A 16,624-nucleotide genomic window follows, 5' to 3' on the forward strand; every position below is an offset into this window, starting at 1 on the left:
CCCGCGTCCTCGTGAAGCCCGGCTCTCCATACCGGTCCGCGCCGCAGGATCGGCGACGATGATACCGGGAAAAGCAGAACCGGGCCATTGCAATCCGTCTTGTAAGCCGTGCGCGCTCAAACTAAAAAATATCAATGATTTATGATATATCGGACATCCAGATCGAAAAGCTTCTCATCGCCGCCGCCCGCGCAGGCGAAGCGCTGGCGCGGCTGGACGAGCGGATCAGCCGCTCGCCGATGAAACACGGCTTCATCGAAAGGCAGGATTTTACCGATGCGATTTCCTCCATGTGGGTCGATGGCGAACTTGTCCATATGGAAGATCTGGTCCTGCATGACGCCCATATGGACGTGCGCGCACCTACCCACGAGATGACGGCGGCGCACCGGATCTTGCGGTCGAGGCGGCTGATCTTTTCCAATGCTGCCGGCTGGGCTTTCACCGCGCCCGGCCTTTCCAGATTACGGGGCAGAGCCACACTTGCAGCCGACGAGGTGTCACGTCCCCGGGAAACCGGAGATCACACCCGCAGCGACGAGAGCGGGACGGATGGAGAAGTGTTGCTGGACGGGGCTTTCTCCGAACTGGATGCGCTGCTGGCGCGAAGCTCCGCGACACTTGAGGCGATTACCGCCGGTAACATGCCCGCGCCCGTGAACCAGCGGCAGGAAGGCCATCCGATCATCAATGAGCCTGACTGGGACGAGGATGAACGGCTGAAAGAATGGCTGGAACTGCATGCAAGGACGGCAGAACTGCCAACTATCCTTCGCACCGCCATTCTGCTCGATGCGTGGAACATGATCGAGGTGTTGCAACGCAGCCCCTGGCTCGGCCGGCTTCTGGCCGCCGCCTTTCTGCGTGAGGGGGCCGTGACGCTCGATCACCTGCCGGCGCTCAGCGCCGGTCTCCGCGCCATTCCGCGCGAGCGCCGACACGCCAGAAACCAGACACAGAGGCTGCTCGCCCTTCTGGACAGTTTTTACGAGGCGGCTCAGACCAGTTTGAAAGAACATGACCGGCTGACCCACGCGCGGGATCGCATGATGCGCAAGCTCACCGGCAGGCGCTCATCCTCACGTTTGCCGGAACTGGTGGAGCTGGTGGTTTCCCGGCCGGTGGTCTCTGCGGCAATGATCGTCAAGGAACTCGGCACCACGCCGCAGGGCGCAATCGGGCTCGCCAATCAGCTGGAATTGCGGGAAGTTACGGGTCGCGGCCGTTTCCGCGCCTGGGGCATGCTGTAAGCCTGGCATTTTGAAATACAGCCTGCCCGAAACTGGAAAATTGCCTGTCGTCCAGCCGTTTTCACCACGAAAAATGCCGCAGGAATGCGGCGATCACGAATCTTAACAAAATTTAACTATTGCGTAGGTGGGCGAAGCGTCTATGTTCCTCGCTGCGTTGCAGCACGATTTCTTCTCCGGCAACGCGGTCGCATTCGGCCCCCGGCAACTTTTCTTTGCCGCCCGCATTTAAGTGTCCATCATCAGGGAGATGCAATAATGACAATTTCAGTCTCAGAACTTAATTCCGATCATGAAACAGATGCTCCTTTTGCCAAAAAGGTCCTGACCGCGCGCACGCTCGCCGGCTATACGGTCGAACAGCTTGCTGTCACCTGCGGTCTCACCACCACCGAAATCCACGCACTGGAAGACGGCACCGACAGCGATCCATCGCGTATCAGACGCGTTGCCGCCGCCCTGCATATTCCTGTCGAAACAGTTATCTGATCGCCAGTCGCGATCACCAAAAATCTCAGCGCCGCCGGGGACGATGTTCAAGAGAACATCCGGGCGGCGCGCGTGGCCTGAGGCCGCCAATATCTTCCGGAAGATTTTCCGAAGTCCTCTCTTAACATTTTTGTTATCCGGCACCACATGGGGTCCACGGGCGACCATGTTCGATGAAGTTCGACATTTGGTTTGCCCGTGCGAGAGCAGCAACAACCTCCGGAATCCTGCCATGACACTCAGCCTTAACACCGAAGAACGGGTTTCTTCAGCATTGGATGAATTGTGGCCGGCGGAGAAGACCGAAATTCTCGACTGGCTCGTCACCGGCACCAAGGACGAGCGTTTTATCGACGAGATATTCGTGGAGCTTTGCGACAGGCTGCGGGCAAGCGGAATCTCCATAGCCAGGGGCGTTCTCGCTTTCCGCATCCGTCACCCGCAATGGCTTGGCGCGCGGATATTGTGGAAAGCCGGCATGCCCACCGCCGAAATCGCCACCTATGGTTACGGCTCGGAAAGTACGCCCGAATATCTCAACAGCCCCATCAACGACATCCATCAGGGTGCAACGGAAGTCCGCCACCGGTTGAATGGCGATGACATCGATGAACCCGGTTATACGATCTATGACGAGCTGCGGGCCGAAGGGCTGACGGATTATTGCGCCTGGCCGATCGAGCACACTTTCGGAAAGCGCCATGTCGCGACATTCTCCAGTGACCAGCCGGGCGGTTTTTCCGACAGCGAAATCGCCGCCCTGAAAAACCTGCTGCCGGCTTTGGCGCTGGTCAGCGAAATACGCCTCAAAAACCGCATGACACGTACCCTTTTGGAAACTTATGTGGGTCCACATGCGGGCGAGAAAATCCTCAACGGTGCCACGACACGCGGTAGCGGCATAACGGTAGGCGCGGCGATCCTGATCTGCGACCTGCGCAATTTCACCCATATTTCCGACCTTTGGCCGCGCGATGACGTGATCGAGCTTCTAAACGGCTATTTCGACGCCATGTGCGACCCCATTGAAGAATTCGGCGGTGAAATCCTGAAATTCATGGGCGACGGGCTGCTGGCGATTTTTCCGCTCAGCGATCCGCAGGCCTGTGAAAACCTGCTGAAAGCCATCGCCAGCGCGCAAAAGGGTCTTGTTGCCCTTAATGAAATCAATTGCCAGAAGGGTCATGATCCCCTTGGTTACGGCATCGGCGTGCATGTCGGCGATGTCATGTATGGCAATATCGGCTCAAAAACCCGCCTCGATTTCACTGTCATCGGCCCCGCCGTCAACATCGCCTCGCGGCTGGAAACGCTGACCAAGGAAACCGGCCGCAACGTGCTGTTTTCCGAGGAATTCGTTCGTATGGCCGGAAATGGGGACAGGCTGGAAAATCTGGGTCCATGGCTGCTGCGCGGCCTTGAAACGCCAGTCGAGGTCTATGCGCTTCCCCAGAATGCCGTGCAGATACCTTCCACCAATTGACGCCAGGCAGCGTTTGGGCTTCGGCTCAACCTGCCTTTCGGTATGATCAGCAGCCACATCGCGTGACCTCCAGGGGCGAATGATTTCGGCCTTGCCTGCCGCTGTCAAAACGCTTGACACGCCTCCGATGTCGATCTAGCAAAATGGAACATATATTCCATATCGAAACATTGTTTGCATTCATATTCTGTCTCTCCGGGAGTGAGGACGGGTGTGAGGAACCGGAGGAAAGATGGTTACGAAATTGGCACTGCTCGGCGCTGGACGGATCGGCAAGGTCCACGCCAAGGCGATCACCACCGATAGCCGTGCGCAGCTGGTGGCTGTTGTCGACGCCATGGCCGGTGCCGCGGAAGCAATTGCCCGCGAAGCGCAGTGCAAGGTCAGCACGATCGACGAGGTTCTGGCCGACAAAACGATCGACGCCGTCATCATCTGCACGCCGACCAACACCCATGCCGACCTGATCGAGCGTTTCGCCCGCGCCGGCAAGGCCATCTTCTGCGAAAAGCCCGTTGATCTCGATGTTGCCCGCGCGGAAGCCTGCGCCAAGGTGGTTGAAGAAACCGGCGCGAAGGTGATGCTCGGTTTCAACCGCCGTTTTGACCCGCATTTTCAGGCCGTGCATAAGGCAATCGAAGATGGCCGCATTGGCAAGGTGGAAATGGTTACCATCACCAGCCGCGACCCCGGCCCGCCGCCGGCTGAATATATCAAGGTTTCCGGCGGCATCTTCCGCGACATGACCATTCATGATTTCGACATGGCCCGCTTCCTGCTGGGCGAAGAAGTGGACAGCGTGTTCGCCACCGGTTCGGTTCTCGTCAATCCGGAAATCGGCGCGCTTGGTGACTTCGACAGCGCCAGCATCATTCTGACGACGAAAAGCGGCAGGCAGGCGGTGATTTCGAATTCCCGCCGCGCGACCTATGGTTACGACCAGCGTATCGAAGTGCATGGTTCTCTCGGTTCGGCAGCGGCCGAAAACCAGCGTCCGGTCTCCATCGAGATCGCCAATGCCGACGGTTATACCCGCCCGCCGCTGCATGATTTCTTCATGACGCGTTACACGGCGGCCTATGCGGCAGAAATCACCGCTTTCATCGACAGCATCGAGAATAACGTCGCGCCGTCGCCCTCCATCAAGGACGGTCTGATCGCGCTGAAACTGGCCGACGCCGCGCTGAAATCCGCGACTTCCAAGACGGCCGTGACAATCGGCTGAAGCCGGTCTCATCGTCACCCTCGGGTTTGGCCCGAGGGTGAGTTTTCCGGCTTTTTTTTGAGAAAAGCCGATTATTCCCCGCGCCTACGGAAACAGGCTGCCTTTCAAAAAGGCAGCCGCCGGACTTGCATGGCAGCTATTCGGAAAATAAGGTTGTCTGACAAGGTGCGGCCGTAACATATGGCTGTTACCCACCTCATTCACGCCGAATCCTCTTTTGCCGGCACGCAGCCGGACAGCGGTTTTTTCATGCCATCACCCAAGACCGGTTTTCTTTATGCGCTTGTCGCCTTCACGATATTTGCGGCGCAGGATGGCATCTCTAAACATCTGGGCAGCGCCTATCCGCCCGTCTTCATCGCCATGCTGCGATACTGGGCCTTTGCCGTTTTCGTTCTGTTGATGGCCGCAAGGTCGGCGGGCGGTATCCGGGGTGCCGTCATGGCCAACCGTCCGTGGCTGCAGATCGGCCGCGGCGTTCTGCTGGCGGTACAGATCGTTTTTTCGATCTTCTCTTTCGCCATTGTCGGGCTGGCGCACAGCCACTCGATCATCGCTTCCGCGCCTCTTATCGTCGCTGCACTTTCCGTGCCGCTGCTTGGCGAAAAGGTCGGCTGGCGACGCTGGTGCGCCATTTTTGTCGGCTTCATCGGGGTTCTCGTCATCCTGAAGCCGGATGGCGAAGGTTTCGACAACAGCCTGATTATAACCTTTATCGCCGCCTTCATGCTGGCGCTTTACGGCGTGCTCACCCGCCTCGGCAGCCGGAGCGATACGGCAATGACGAGCTTTTTCTACACCGGTGTGGCCGGTGCAGCAGCGCTGACGCTGGTCGGGCCGTTTTATTGGGTCAGCCTCGCCCCCTATGACTGGGGATGGATGCTGGCGCTTTGCATTACCGGCATGAGCGGTCACTATTGCCTGATAAAAGCATTCGAACTGGCGGATGCAGCTTCCGTGCAGCCTTTCTCCTATTATCAGCTCGTGCTCGTTTCCATCATCGGCGTCACCATCTATGGCGAGGTCGTGACGTCAAACATGGTTCTGGGCGCGGCAATCGTCATTGCCGCCGGCCTCTTCACCATCTGGCGGGAACATGTGGTTGGCCGGAAGAAAAGCTGGGGAGCCCGCTGAGCGCCAGCCCCACCTTGAATCTGTCCTCTCAGGCGAGAGCCGCCTCACACCGCAGCAACATGCCGAACAGATCGCGTGGCTCATCCGGATCGGCCAGGAGATCCAGCTCCGCATAAAGACCGGTGCCCGGCAGTTTCGAGCGCACGTAACGCAGCGCGGAGAAATCTTCCGTTGCAAAGCCGACGCTGTCGAACAGGGTGATCTGCCTCTCGCCGGTCCGGCCCAGTTTTTCGCCGGCAATGACCTGCCATAACTCGGTCACGGCATAATCCGCAGGCAATTGCTGGATTTCACCTTCGATGCGCGTCTGCGGCGGATATTCAACGAAAATATCGGATCGCAGCAGGATATCCCGGTGCAGTTCCGTCTTGCCCGGACAATCACCGCCGACGGCGTTGATATGAATGCCGGGTCCAACCATGTTGTCGGTCAGGATCGTCGCATATTGCTTGTCAGCGGTGACTGTCGTGATGATATCCGCGCCTTCCACCGCCTCCTCAGCGCTGTCGCAGATTTCGATGGCGAAACCCTGTCCGCCAAGATTGCGGGCGCATTTTTCGCTGGCCGACCGATCGATGTCAAAAAGCCGCAACGTGTCGATGCCAAGGATTGCCTTGAAAGCGCGCGCCTGGAACTCGCTCTGGGCACCATTGCCGATGATGGCCATGGAGCGGGAATTGGGGCGGGCAAGGTGCCTGGCGGCAACGGCCGAAGTAGCGGCAGTGCGCAGCGCCGTCAGGATCGTCATTTCAGTCAGAAGCAGCGGATAGCCGTTACCCACATCGGAAAGCACGCCGAAGGCCGTCACCGTCTGGCGGCCTTCCTTCATGTTCTTTGGATGGCCGTTTACATATTTGAAGCCGTATAGCGTGCCATCGCTGGTCGGCATCAGCTCGATGACGCCCTCCTTCGAATGTGAGGCGATGCGTGGCGTCTTGTCGAAGCTCTCCCAGCGACGGAAATCCTCCTCCACCACATCGGCAAGCTCACGCAGGAAGGTGTCGATTCCCACCCGCAGCACGAGCTTCATCATATGGTCGACGCTGACGAAAGGAACGATATTGAGGTTCGGTATCACGGTCATCACATCACCCCTTTCAGCCTGCCCGCGTCGGGCGGTCCATGACCCGCTTGCCCATCAGGCTTGCAGCGAGATCGACCATCAGCGTCGCCGTCCTGCCGCGCTCATCAAGGAACGGGTTGAGTTCCACCAGATCGAGACTGCAGACCAGCCCGCTATCATGCAGCATTTCCATCACCAGATGCGCTTCACGGAACGTCGCGCCGCCGGGAACGGTGGTGCCGACCGCAGGCGCAATCGACGGCTCGAGAAAATCGACATCAAGACTGACATGCAGCAAACCATTTGCCGCCTGAACACGGGCGAGAAATTCGCGCAGCAGAACCGCAACGCCGTGCTCGTCTATCGAGCGCATGTCGTGCACGGTGATGCCGCTCCTTTCCAGCGCCGCCCTTTCGGCAGGATCGACGCTGCGGATACCGATCATGCCGATATTTTCTTCCGGCACGGCATGGGAGAGCGGCGGGAAATAACCGGCAAAACCGTCACGGCCGCTGAAATAGGCAACGGGTGTGCCATGCAGATTGCCGCTGCGTGTCGTCTCCAGCGTGTGATAATCGGTATGGGCATCAAGCCAGAGTACGAAAAACGGCCGGCCCGTCTCGGCAACCCGCCGCGCCATGCCAGCCACGGTTCCTGCCGAAATCGCATGGTCGCCGCCAAGAAAGATCGGCACGGCATCCGCGCTCTCGCGATAGGCCGCCTCCGTCAGCGCCTCGGTCCAGGCCACGGTTTCTTCCAGATGATGCACAGCCGGGTTGGGGTGGTGAAATTCCTTCAGCGGCGCCGGCGTCACATTGCCGGTATCGACCACCCGGTGCCCCAGATCCTCCAGCGCACGCATGAGGCCGGCGATGCGATAGGCGCTCGGTCCCATTTCGCATCCCAATTGCCCTGCTCCGATCTGCAAAGGTGCACCAATAAGCCTGATATCCATTCCCGTCCTCGCTTTCCCAACCAACACCATCACTAAACCATAGAGATGTGGCGGATTGAACATCAAATATTGGCAAGCTTATCGAAATGAACTATCAATCTGGCAAAATCACTTTATCAAACTGGTAATCATGGACAATCTCGACGAACGGCTCGTCACCCTTTTGCGGCACAACGGCAGACGCAGCATTTCCGATCTGGCGGTGGAGACGGAAACCTCGCGCGCCACGGTTCGCTCCCGCATCGAAAGAATGGAAAACGACGGCACCATCATCGGCTACACCGTCATCCTGCGCGCCGATGCGGTGGAGGCGGCGATCCGCGGTATCATGATGATCGAGATTGAAGGCCATGTGACGGACCGCGTCATCCGCACCCTTGGCGGCTTCCCGGAAATATCCGAGATCCACACCACCAATGGCCGCTGGGACCTGATCGTGGAACTCAATGCCGCCACACTCAGCGATTTCGACGCCGTGCTGCGCCGCATCCGCCTGGTGCCCGGCATCACCGGCAGCGAGACCAGCCTGCTGCTTTCCACCCCGCGTTCCACCCGCGCAAGGCTCTGATCCGGGGATGAAACGCAAAAGAGGGGTGAAAACGCATTTTTCGATTTTTTCGACTTGCGCCCCGGCATAAATCATCTATATGACGACCCACCAAAGCGAACGCGCCACGCGCTTCACGCTTTTGGGGAATAGTTCAATGGTAGAACAGCGGACTCTGACTCCGTCGATCTTGGTTCGAATCCAGGTTCCCCAGCCAATTTCTTCAAATAAAATCAAACATCTACCCGCCGACATATTTGGCGTTTCGTTCTGCGCACTGTTACCGCGCTAGTGCCGATAAACAATTGCCCCGCCGGTCAAACCGGCTCCTGCGGCGGTGAGCAATAACGTCTCGCCCTTTGCGATGCGCCTTTCAGCATTGGCAACGGAGAGCGACAGCGGAATGGTCGCGGCGGAGGAATTGCCGAAATTCTCCACCGTGCGGACGGTTTTCTGCCGGTCGATGCCGAGATTGCCGCAAACGGCATCGAACATGCGGGCATTGGCCTGATGGGGCACGAAACGGTCGATATTCGTCGCCGACAGCTCCGCCTGTTGCAGCACACGCTGTGAGGTTCGGGTCATCAACGCCACGGCGCGGGAGAAGACCTCGCGGCCGTCGCGCATCGTCATCAGCGTTTCCCCGGTAGGCGTGTCAGCGGAGAACGGCTGGCTGCTGCCGCCTGCGGCTATCCGGATCAGATCGTAACCGCTGCCATCAGACCGCAGATCGGCCGAAAGCAGGCCACGCTGCGCTTCCCGGCACGGTTCAAGCACGACCGCCCCGGCAGCATCGGCAAAAAGGACAGCACTCGCCCTTTCCTGAAGATTGATGCGGCGGCTCAGAATATTGGCCGCCACGACAAGCACGGCGCCACCATGGGTGCGGACAAAACCATCGGCAAGGGTGAGCGCATAAAGAAAGCCGGAACAGGCGCCGGCGAGATCGATGCCGCCCGATTGCGCCAGGCCCAGCCGATGGGCAAGCAGCGGTGCGGAGGGTGGCAAGAGATGGTCCGGCGTGGAAGTTGCCAGCAATGTGAGTGCGATATCGTCACGGGCGATTTCCGCATCTTCCAGCGCCATGCGGCCGGCTTCGGCGGCAAGGCCGCTCAACGTGTCGCCTTCCTGCGCCCAATAGCGCCTGCGGATGCCGGTTCGCCGCTCGATCCAGCTGGTCTCCAGCCCAAGGCGCAGCTCTATCTCGTCATTGCCGACGCACCGCCCCGGGACAGCATGTCCAAAGCCGGCCATACGCGAAGAAAGTGTCTGCATTGTCTGGTCTTTCAAGAATCATCAGGAGGATGCGGATGTCCGGTGTCACACGATTCCGGTCGCAGGTATGTCAATGGCTTCGGTGACGATCGAGGCCACCTCATCGATGGCGTCGAAGGCACGGCCCAGATCGTCTGGTGTCGAACAATAGGGGGGCATAAGATAAACCACGTTGCCGAGCGGGCGGATGACAAGCCCGCGCTCGCGAAACAGGCCCCGCATACGCGGTCCCGCTTCGGCGAGATAACCACCGGAAGGTGCCACGAGATCGAGTGCAGCTATGGTGCCCGCCTGCCGGATATTGGTGAAACGTCTGTCTTCCGCAAAGCGCCGTAGATGGTCCCCCAGCGTCTGTTCCAGTTGCCCGATACGCTGCGCCACCGGTTCATCCCGCCAGACCTGGAGATTGGCGACGGCAGCGGCGCAGGCAATCGGATTGGCGGTGTAGGAACTCGAATGGAAAAAGGTCTTGCGGCGGTCGGTCGAAAAATGCGCATCGAAGATATCGCCGCTGCACAGCGTGGCCGCCAGCGGCAGGGAACCGCCGGTCAGGCCCTTCGACGTGCACAGGATATCCGGAGAAATTCCGGCTTGCTCGCATGCGAAAAGACTTCCGGTCCGGCCCCAGCCGGTCATCACCTCATCGGCAATGAACAGGCAGCCATGGCGTTCGGCAATCTGTTTCAACCCGACCAGAACATCAGCACCATACATCTTCATGCCACCGGCCCCGAGCACCAGCGGCTCAATCAACAGGGCCGCGACACGGCCTGAACGGCAGAAATGTTCAAAAATATCGAGGGTGGCCTGCGCGCTGCCCTGTTCCGGAAAAGCCAGACGGTCGACACCGAAGAGCAGCGGCTCATAAGCGGCATTGAACACGCCACGTTCGCCGGTGGACATGGTGCCGATCGTATCGCCATGATAGCCATGTTCCATCACCACGATGCGATCGCGCTTTTCTCCGCGATTATGGAAATAACCGAGCGCCATTTTCAGTGCCACTTCCACTGCGGTCGAGCCGCTATCGGAATAAAACACATGTTCCAGCCCGGCGGGGGCAATGTCGATCAGCCCTCTTGCCAGCGTCTCGGCAGGCTCGTGGGAAAATTCCGCAAAAATCACCTGATCGAAGGCCTCCGTCGCGGCACGGATGGCGGCCATGATCGCCGGGTGCCGGTGACCATGGGTAATGACCCACCAGGATGAAATCGCATCGAACAGCCGAGTGCCATCCTCATCGACGAGATAGGCACTCTGCGTCGACACGATGCGTTTCATCGGCGGCTCCAGCCCGTGCTGGGTGAAGGGATGCCAGATGGGTGAAGGGCTCATGCCGCAACCTCCAGAAAATCAGCAGGATTAAATTGCTGGGCGAACGCCTGATGCAGCGCCCCGGCGGTCATCTGAGACAGACGCGGCAGACGGCCGAGTGCACGAACCCCGCCGATATCGGTGATGATGCGCTCATTTTCCGTGTGCTCGTCGCCGATGAAAACCAGGCCATGCACCGGAATGGCCCGCAACCGCAGCGCTTCAAGCGACAGCAGCGTGTGGTTGATGGTGCCGAGCGCAGTTCTGGCGCACAGGATCAGCGGGATTTGCCAGCCGGCGAAAATATCGGCAAACAGCAATCTGTCGGTCAACGGCACCAGAAGCCCGCCCGCCCCTTCAATTACCAGCGGCCCTCTTATTTCCGGCGGTTGCAGGAGTGCGGGATCGATCGTCATATTCTCGAGCCGCGCCGAAAGATGCGGCGAGGCCGGCGTTTTGAGGCGATAGGCTTCCGGCAGGATGCGGGTGCGCGGCGCACCACCCAGCCGCTCCACCGTCTGGCTGTCGGTCTCCTCTTCCAGCCCGGATTGGACCGGCTTCCAGTAGGAAGCCTGCAGGGCGTGGGTAAGCGCTGCGGCAAAAACCGTCTTGCCGATGCCCGTATCGGTGCCGGAAATGACGAAACGAAGGCTCATGCCCGTTCCTCCTTCAATGCGAAGGCAAGATGCCCGACCATATCGGCAATCTGGCTTTCATCCACATTCAACGTGATGGAAAGACGCAGGCGCGCCGTTCCCTCGGGCACCGTCGGCGGGCGGATCGCCCGTACGTCAAAACCGCTTTCACGCAGGTGCGCAGCTATGCCGAGCGAACGTGCGTTGTCGCCGATCATCACCGGCATGATCTGCGAACCGCTGGGTGTGACCCCGAGCCGGGAGTTTAGTTCTTCACCGGCAAAATTTATCAGTTCCGCCAACCGCGACTGACGCCAACCTTCCTCGGCGATGATCAACAAGGCTTCCCGCATCGCCGCCGCCATTAGCGGCGAAGGCGCGGTGGAATAGATGAAACCCCGGGCGCGGTTGATGAGGTAGTCGGCAAGAACCGCAGGCACGCTCAGAAGTGCGCCGGAAAGGCCAAGCGCCTTGCCGCAGGTGTGCAATGCCACCACATTGCCCCGCCCTTCCAGTTCTGCCGCAAGGCCACGACCACCGGGTCCGAAAACGCCGGTGGCATGCGCCTCATCGACCACAAGAAAACCGCCATGCCGTTCAGCAAGATCGGCAAGCGCCGCAAGCGGCGCCCGGTCGCCATCCATGGAATAAAGGCTCTCAACCGCGATCCACGGCCGTCCACGACCGCCAGCCTGACGCCAACGGCTTATTTCCCGTTCGAATGCCTCGACCTCGTTATGCGGCACAGCGAGCGCCTGCGCCTTGCCGGCCGCGATACCATCATGCACGCTCGCATGGATCAGCGCATCATGGAGCACAAGATCGTCCCGCAGCGGCAAGGTGGAAAAAAGTGCGACATTGGCGGCGAAACCGCTACCGAAATAGATCGTTTTTTCCGTGCCGAAAAATGCTGCTGCCTCCGCCTCCAACGCCTCATGTTCCGGGTGGTTGCCGCGAAGCAAGCGTGAGCCACCAGCGCCAACCGGCACGCCCCTTTCGATTGCTTCGGTCATCGCCGCCTTCAGCCGGGGTGCATCGGCAAGCGCGAGATAGTCGTTGGAGGTGAAATCGATCCCCTCATGGGGAGAGAGCGCCCGTAGACGCGATTTGCGGTGCAGGCCGGCAAGTTTCACCTCGTAAGCGGAGAGTGCCGATGCGTTCACCGGCCCTCTCCCGATTGTGCAGGCTGCAACTCCATCGGCTTAAGACCCAGACGCCGGAACAGTGCCGTATCGTGATCCTCACCCGGATTATCGGCCGTCAGCAGCGTTTCACCGACGAAAATGGAATTGGCCCCGGCCAGAAAACAGAGCGCCTGCGTCTCGTCGCTCATCTCGGTGCGCCCGGCGGAAAGCCGCACATGCGAACGCGGCATCAGGATTCGTGCCAGTGCGATGGTGCGGACAAAATCGATCGGGTCGACCGGATCGGCGTCAGCGAGCTTGGAACCGGGGATCGGGATCAGCATGTTGATCGGCACGCTTTCCGGTGGAACCGGCAGATTGGCAAGCGTCACCAGCATCGAAATACGGTCCTCGACCGTTTCCCCCATGCCGAGAATGCCGCCGGCACAGACCTTGATACCCGCATCGCGGACATTGGCGAGCGTTTCCAGCCGATCTTCAAAAGTGCGGGTGGTGATGATCTGCGAATAAAAGCGCTCGGACGTATCGACATTATGATTGTAATAATCGAGCCCGGCATCGGCGAGCCGTTCGGATTGCTCCGGCGTCAGCATGCCGAGTGTCATGCAGGTCTCCATACCGAGAGCCTTGACGCCCTCGACCATGGCCACCACGGCCTCCATGTCGCGTTCCTTCGGGTTGCGCCAGGCTGCACCCATGCAATAACGCGTCGCCCCACCTTCCTTTGCCTTGCGCGCCTCGGCCAGCACCCGCTCCACTTCCATGAGCTTGGAGGCCTTCAGACCCGTTGGGTTGCGGGCGGATTGGCTGCAGTAACTGCAATCTTCAGGGCATCCACCCGTTTTGATGGACAGCAGCCTGCTCATCTGGATGGCATTGGCATCGAAATGACGGCGATGCACCTGTTGGGCTTGGAAAAGCAGATCGTTAAACGGTAAATTATAGATAATTTTTGCTTCTTCGAGTGCCGAGCTCGCCTCGGCCGTAGGAATTTTGGTCTGATTTCGGGCGATTGGCGCAACCATCTGATCCATTTGACAGCCTTTCTTTTAAAATAAATAGATAGAACTCCTTTTTATCTATTTTTTTTATCGCTGTTTTTGCAAGCGCTTTTTTCGCGAAAATTCTCTGCTCCGTTAATCCGGCTGGACAGCGGAGCTAAAAATCGACCGCTTCAGCCCCGGAAATTCATCGACCGCAAAGGTGCTCGCGAAAAAGATGAAGGGGGCCCCATGGCGTGAAAAGATCGCAATTGCTAAGGGTGGGACATGATCACACTTCGCCCCTCCACCACCCGCGACGCACCCCGCATCCTCGACATATGGAGCCGGGCCGTCGATGCCACCCACGGCTTCCTTCTTCCGGCGGATCGCGCCGCGATCGGAGAGGAAGTCAAAGCCTTCCTCCCGCAAATGCCCCTGACGCTTGCGGTCGATGCTTCGGATGACCCGCTCGGCTTCATGTTTCTGCATGAAGGGCACATGGAGGCGCTTTTCATCGATCCGGATCATCACGGCAAAGGCATCGGCAAGGCGCTGGTGCAGGCGGCCATCGCCGCGCATCCGCAGCTGACCACCGATGTCAACGAACAGAACATCGAGGCCATGGGCTTTTACCGCAAGCTGGGTTTCGAGCCGACAGGCCGCTCCGATCTTGACGGACAGGGGCGACCCTATCCGCTCGTTCATCTTCGATTTCGCGCAACAGAAAAATAGGCCGCCGGGATCGTCGGGGAGGACCAGGCCACGAATACCATCATCCGCTTCGCAACCGACGATTTCCTGCCCGAGCACCGTTTCGACCAATGGCGCGAGGTGCGCGGCAAAAGCCTGTTTGGCGTAACGATCGAGCTTGCGCGGGATCGCCGACATCGTTTTCAGGGATCATTTCAGGCGCGCGCCATCGCCAACGCCGTCGTGAGCGAGATGCGCGCCTCCTCCTACCGGGTTGATCGCACGGAAGCCGACATTGCCCGCATTGCCGGCGACAGCCTCTGCATCGGCCTGCAGATCAGGGGTTCCGGGCTGCTCTATACGGGCAGGGACCGGGTTCATGCCGTCGGCGGCGGCGATATCACCATCAACCATTCGGATTTGCCTTATGCCGGCATACCGGGCGGCGAAGACCATTTTCATTTCCGGATGCTCAAAATCCCCGTCGATTACGAGGTCATGCTCGGCCAGACGACCTATGACCTGTTTGCGGCCCGTTATGCGGACAATGCCGCCTTCTCCCGGCCGTTCCGGGCGCTCTTCAACGCCCTGAATGCCGATCATGGCCGGCTCATCGATCCCGCCCGCGATGTGACCCACATAACCCGGCTTGCGATGACGGCGCGCGGGCGGCTTTCTCCCGCCATGCCGGAGGTACGCGCCGCCCTTCGTACCGGGCTTTGTTACGCGGCCCAGGACATCATGATGCGGAAAAAATCCCGCCAAAACCTGACGCCCGCCGCAGTGGCGAAAGAACTGGGAATTTCACTGCGGCAATTACACGTCGTGTTCGAAGGCGCGGAGCTGTCATTTTCCCGCACCCTGTCCGCCATGCGGATCGAGGAGGCAAAACGGCTGCTGCTGGAATTTCCCGCCTTGCCGATCACACAGATTGCGCATGGCTGCGGTTTCGACAGCCTCGCCACCTTCTACCGGGTGTTTGCCGCCGCCTATGGCATGGCGCCGGGCGATGCCCGCCTCATGGGCCCACCCGCAGCTTAAAATTTCGCCTCTGCGCGCAATGAGAAGACGCCTCATCCCCGCCCCTGTAAGGCCCATGGATCGTTCAATCCATGCACCTCCATAGAGAGGTGATGCCGGCAATTCGAGGAGCGCGCGCCATGACCAATTTTTTCGATTTTGCGATTTCCCGGCTGCCGGATAATGCCACGAGAGGCAGCAGGCCACCCCTGAGCGAAATCGACGCGCTGGTTCAAACCGCATCTTTCACGGCCGCGTTGCGCCTGTTGGCCGGTAGCTTCATAAGCCTTTATGAAGGTTCACCCGAGATGACCGCGCTTTTCGCCACACGTCAGAGCCGGCTTCTCTGCCACGCGCTGGTGGCGCTTTATTTCCATAAGCGCCGCATCTGCGAGACGGAAACGGGAGAACCCTTCCTGACCCGCGAGGATTTCGCACAGCTGGCGTTGAAGAACGGCCTCGCCAGCCACGAGGGTGCCTACACTTTCTTCAAGCAGGCGCTGAAACGCGGGCTGACGAGACCGGTGACCCAATCCGACAGCGACAGGGTCGATGGCGTAGCACCTTCACCATTGACGCTGGCGATGCTCGCCCATTGGTATGACGTCCATTTTCAGGCACTGGACCTTATCGACGAGGGGTTGAGGGCCTCACGCTTCATCGAAGAGTCCCAAACCATGCTCGCACATATCCATCCTCGCGTGGCACAGGCGCTGTTATCCAATCCGGAGGTGCGCTGCCCCGGCCCGCTTTCCATCATCTTCAACTGGTTTGATGCCGGCGGCTTGCTGATGGACCGCCTGATTGCCGGTATCGACTGGGAAAGCCCTCTTGAACATGGCAGGCACCTGACGGATGTGAAGACGGCCTCACAACTGGCGCAATCGCTTTCACTGTCGCGGACCCATGTCAGCCGCAAACTTGCGGCGGCCGAAATGATCGGTGGCATCGGCTGGACCGGGCAGCGGGGCCGTTCCGCCCTCTGGATCTCACAGGGGTTTTACGAGGAATATGCCCGCACACAGGCGCGCAAGCTGCTGATTCTCGACGACGCGTTCATGGAGATTTTCTAATAACGGATAAGGTTACGGCCGTGATCGCGAACCGAATTCACCCTGCTCTGGACCATCATGACCTTCGTCTGGCGCGCGCACTGAAGCGCACCGTCCTCTTCCGGATGCGCGTTGCCGCCAATCCTGTCGTCACCTTTCGGTGAGGGGGTTTCTGGCCGCTTTTTCGGCAAAGCGGAAATTGCCGCCCCATGATGAATTGCTGCAGAAACCGCTGTCGAAGTTTCTTGTCAGTGAAATTTCCCAGCAGAGACGACTGCTTTTTCTCGGGGAGAACTTCACAGCTGCGGACCGCCATTTCACGAAGGCCGTCATGAGCGGGCTCTGGGCAGGAAAGACACTGGAG

17 protein-coding genes and 1 tRNA gene are annotated in these 16,624 nt (G+C 59.4%); 11 read left to right on the top strand and 7 right to left on the bottom strand.

The window, feature by feature from the left end:
• The first annotated feature begins 134 nt into the window (after nucleotides 1–134).
• From EXN68_RS20020 to EXN68_RS20040, 5 genes are all read left to right on the top strand, one after another.
• Entirely contained in the window at nucleotides 135–1,250 is a 1,116-nt protein-coding gene (locus EXN68_RS20020) for an RHE_PE00001 family protein (RefSeq protein ID WP_142842516.1), read from the top strand.
• 258 nt (nucleotides 1,251–1,508) lie between these two features.
• Nucleotides 1,509–1,739, top strand: coding sequence for a helix-turn-helix domain-containing protein (locus tag EXN68_RS20025; RefSeq protein ID WP_046801638.1), 231 nt, complete (start codon nucleotides 1,509–1,511; stop codon nucleotides 1,737–1,739).
• A 232-nt stretch (nucleotides 1,740–1,971) separates the two neighbouring features.
• Nucleotides 1,972–3,222 carry an adenylate/guanylate cyclase domain-containing protein gene (locus EXN68_RS20030; protein WP_142842517.1) on the top strand — a complete coding sequence of 417 codons (1,251 nt, stop codon included), beginning with the start codon at nucleotides 1,972–1,974 and terminating at the stop codon, nucleotides 3,220–3,222.
• Nucleotides 3,223–3,454: 232 nt separating this feature from the next.
• Entirely contained in the window at nucleotides 3,455–4,447 is a 993-nt protein-coding gene (gene iolG / locus EXN68_RS20035) for an inositol 2-dehydrogenase (protein ID WP_142842518.1), read from the top strand.
• Between the two features lie 249 nt (nucleotides 4,448–4,696).
• Nucleotides 4,697–5,581 carry a DMT family transporter gene (locus EXN68_RS20040; protein WP_142842618.1) on the top strand — a complete coding sequence of 295 codons (885 nt, stop codon included), beginning with the start codon at nucleotides 4,697–4,699 and terminating at the stop codon, nucleotides 5,579–5,581.
• 28 nt (nucleotides 5,582–5,609) lie between these two features.
• Here EXN68_RS20040 and EXN68_RS20045 read toward each other — a convergent pair whose 3' ends face one another.
• Nucleotides 5,610–6,665 carry an ornithine cyclodeaminase gene (locus EXN68_RS20045; RefSeq protein ID WP_142842519.1) on the bottom strand — a complete coding sequence of 352 codons (1,056 nt, stop codon included), beginning with the start codon at nucleotides 6,663–6,665 and terminating at the stop codon, nucleotides 5,610–5,612.
• A 13-nt stretch (nucleotides 6,666–6,678) separates the two neighbouring features.
• The gene (gene rocF, locus EXN68_RS20050) at nucleotides 6,679–7,599 is read right to left on the bottom strand and encodes an arginase (RefSeq protein ID WP_142842520.1); all 921 of its coding nucleotides are present in this window, start codon (nucleotides 7,597–7,599) and stop codon (nucleotides 6,679–6,681) included.
• Nucleotides 7,600–7,729: 130 nt separating this feature from the next.
• On the opposite strand from rocF, the gene EXN68_RS20055 reads away from it, so the two are divergent.
• Both EXN68_RS20055 and EXN68_RS20060 read left to right on the top strand, forming a co-directional pair.
• Complete coding sequence (locus EXN68_RS20055) at nucleotides 7,730–8,167, top strand: Lrp/AsnC family transcriptional regulator (protein ID WP_065116260.1); 438 nt, start codon at nucleotides 7,730–7,732, stop codon at nucleotides 8,165–8,167.
• 122 nt (nucleotides 8,168–8,289) lie between these two features.
• A tRNA-Gln gene (locus EXN68_RS20060) sits at nucleotides 8,290–8,363 on the top strand.
• Between the two features lie 71 nt (nucleotides 8,364–8,434).
• Here the strand turns inward: EXN68_RS20060 and EXN68_RS20065 are convergent.
• The 5 genes from EXN68_RS20065 to bioB are packed head-to-tail and all read right to left on the bottom strand — an operon-like array spanning nucleotide 8,435 to nucleotide 13,540.
• Nucleotides 8,435–9,421 carry a beta-ketoacyl-ACP synthase III gene (locus EXN68_RS20065; RefSeq protein WP_142842521.1) on the bottom strand — a complete coding sequence of 329 codons (987 nt, stop codon included), beginning with the start codon at nucleotides 9,419–9,421 and terminating at the stop codon, nucleotides 8,435–8,437.
• A gap of 45 nt (nucleotides 9,422–9,466) precedes the next feature.
• A complete protein-coding gene (locus tag EXN68_RS20070) occupies nucleotides 9,467–10,756 on the bottom strand; it encodes an adenosylmethionine--8-amino-7-oxononanoate transaminase (RefSeq protein WP_142842522.1) in 1,290 nt (429 codons plus the stop codon).
• Entirely contained in the window at nucleotides 10,753–11,391 is a 639-nt protein-coding gene (gene bioD, locus EXN68_RS20075) for a dethiobiotin synthase (RefSeq protein ID WP_142842523.1), read from the bottom strand. Before bioD ends, EXN68_RS20070 begins: the two co-directional genes overlap by 4 nt.
• Nucleotides 11,388–12,533, bottom strand: a complete 1,146-nt coding sequence (locus tag EXN68_RS20080) for an 8-amino-7-oxononanoate synthase (RefSeq protein WP_142842524.1) — start codon at nucleotides 12,531–12,533, stop codon at nucleotides 11,388–11,390. Before EXN68_RS20080 ends, bioD begins: the two co-directional genes overlap by 4 nt.
• Nucleotides 12,530–13,540 carry a biotin synthase BioB gene (bioB, locus tag EXN68_RS20085; protein WP_237681438.1) on the bottom strand — a complete coding sequence of 337 codons (1,011 nt, stop codon included), beginning with the start codon at nucleotides 13,538–13,540 and terminating at the stop codon, nucleotides 12,530–12,532. The genes EXN68_RS20080 and bioB overlap by 4 nt, the downstream gene beginning before the upstream one ends.
• Nucleotides 13,541–13,783: 243 nt before the next feature.
• Here bioB and EXN68_RS20090 point away from each other — a divergent pair, with 243 nt between their 5' ends.
• From EXN68_RS20090 to EXN68_RS28080, 4 genes are all read left to right on the top strand, one after another.
• Complete coding sequence (locus EXN68_RS20090) at nucleotides 13,784–14,230, top strand: acetyltransferase (RefSeq protein ID WP_142842526.1); 447 nt, start codon at nucleotides 13,784–13,786, stop codon at nucleotides 14,228–14,230.
• Between the two features lie 99 nt (nucleotides 14,231–14,329).
• Complete coding sequence (locus EXN68_RS20095) at nucleotides 14,330–15,229, top strand: AraC family transcriptional regulator (RefSeq protein WP_161991407.1); 900 nt, start codon at nucleotides 14,330–14,332, stop codon at nucleotides 15,227–15,229.
• Between the two features lie 119 nt (nucleotides 15,230–15,348).
• Nucleotides 15,349–16,281 carry a hypothetical protein gene (locus tag EXN68_RS20100; RefSeq protein ID WP_142842527.1) on the top strand — a complete coding sequence of 311 codons (933 nt, stop codon included), beginning with the start codon at nucleotides 15,349–15,351 and terminating at the stop codon, nucleotides 16,279–16,281.
• Between the two features lie 20 nt (nucleotides 16,282–16,301).
• The gene (locus EXN68_RS28080) at nucleotides 16,302–16,424 is read left to right on the top strand and encodes a hypothetical protein (protein WP_271044301.1); all 123 of its coding nucleotides are present in this window, start codon (nucleotides 16,302–16,304) and stop codon (nucleotides 16,422–16,424) included.
• Nucleotides 16,425–16,624 lie beyond the last annotated feature (200 nt).

This window comes from Martinezella rhizogenes, from assembly GCF_007002745.1.
Taxonomy (GTDB): domain Bacteria; phylum Pseudomonadota; class Alphaproteobacteria; order Rhizobiales; family Rhizobiaceae; genus Agrobacterium; species Agrobacterium cucumeris.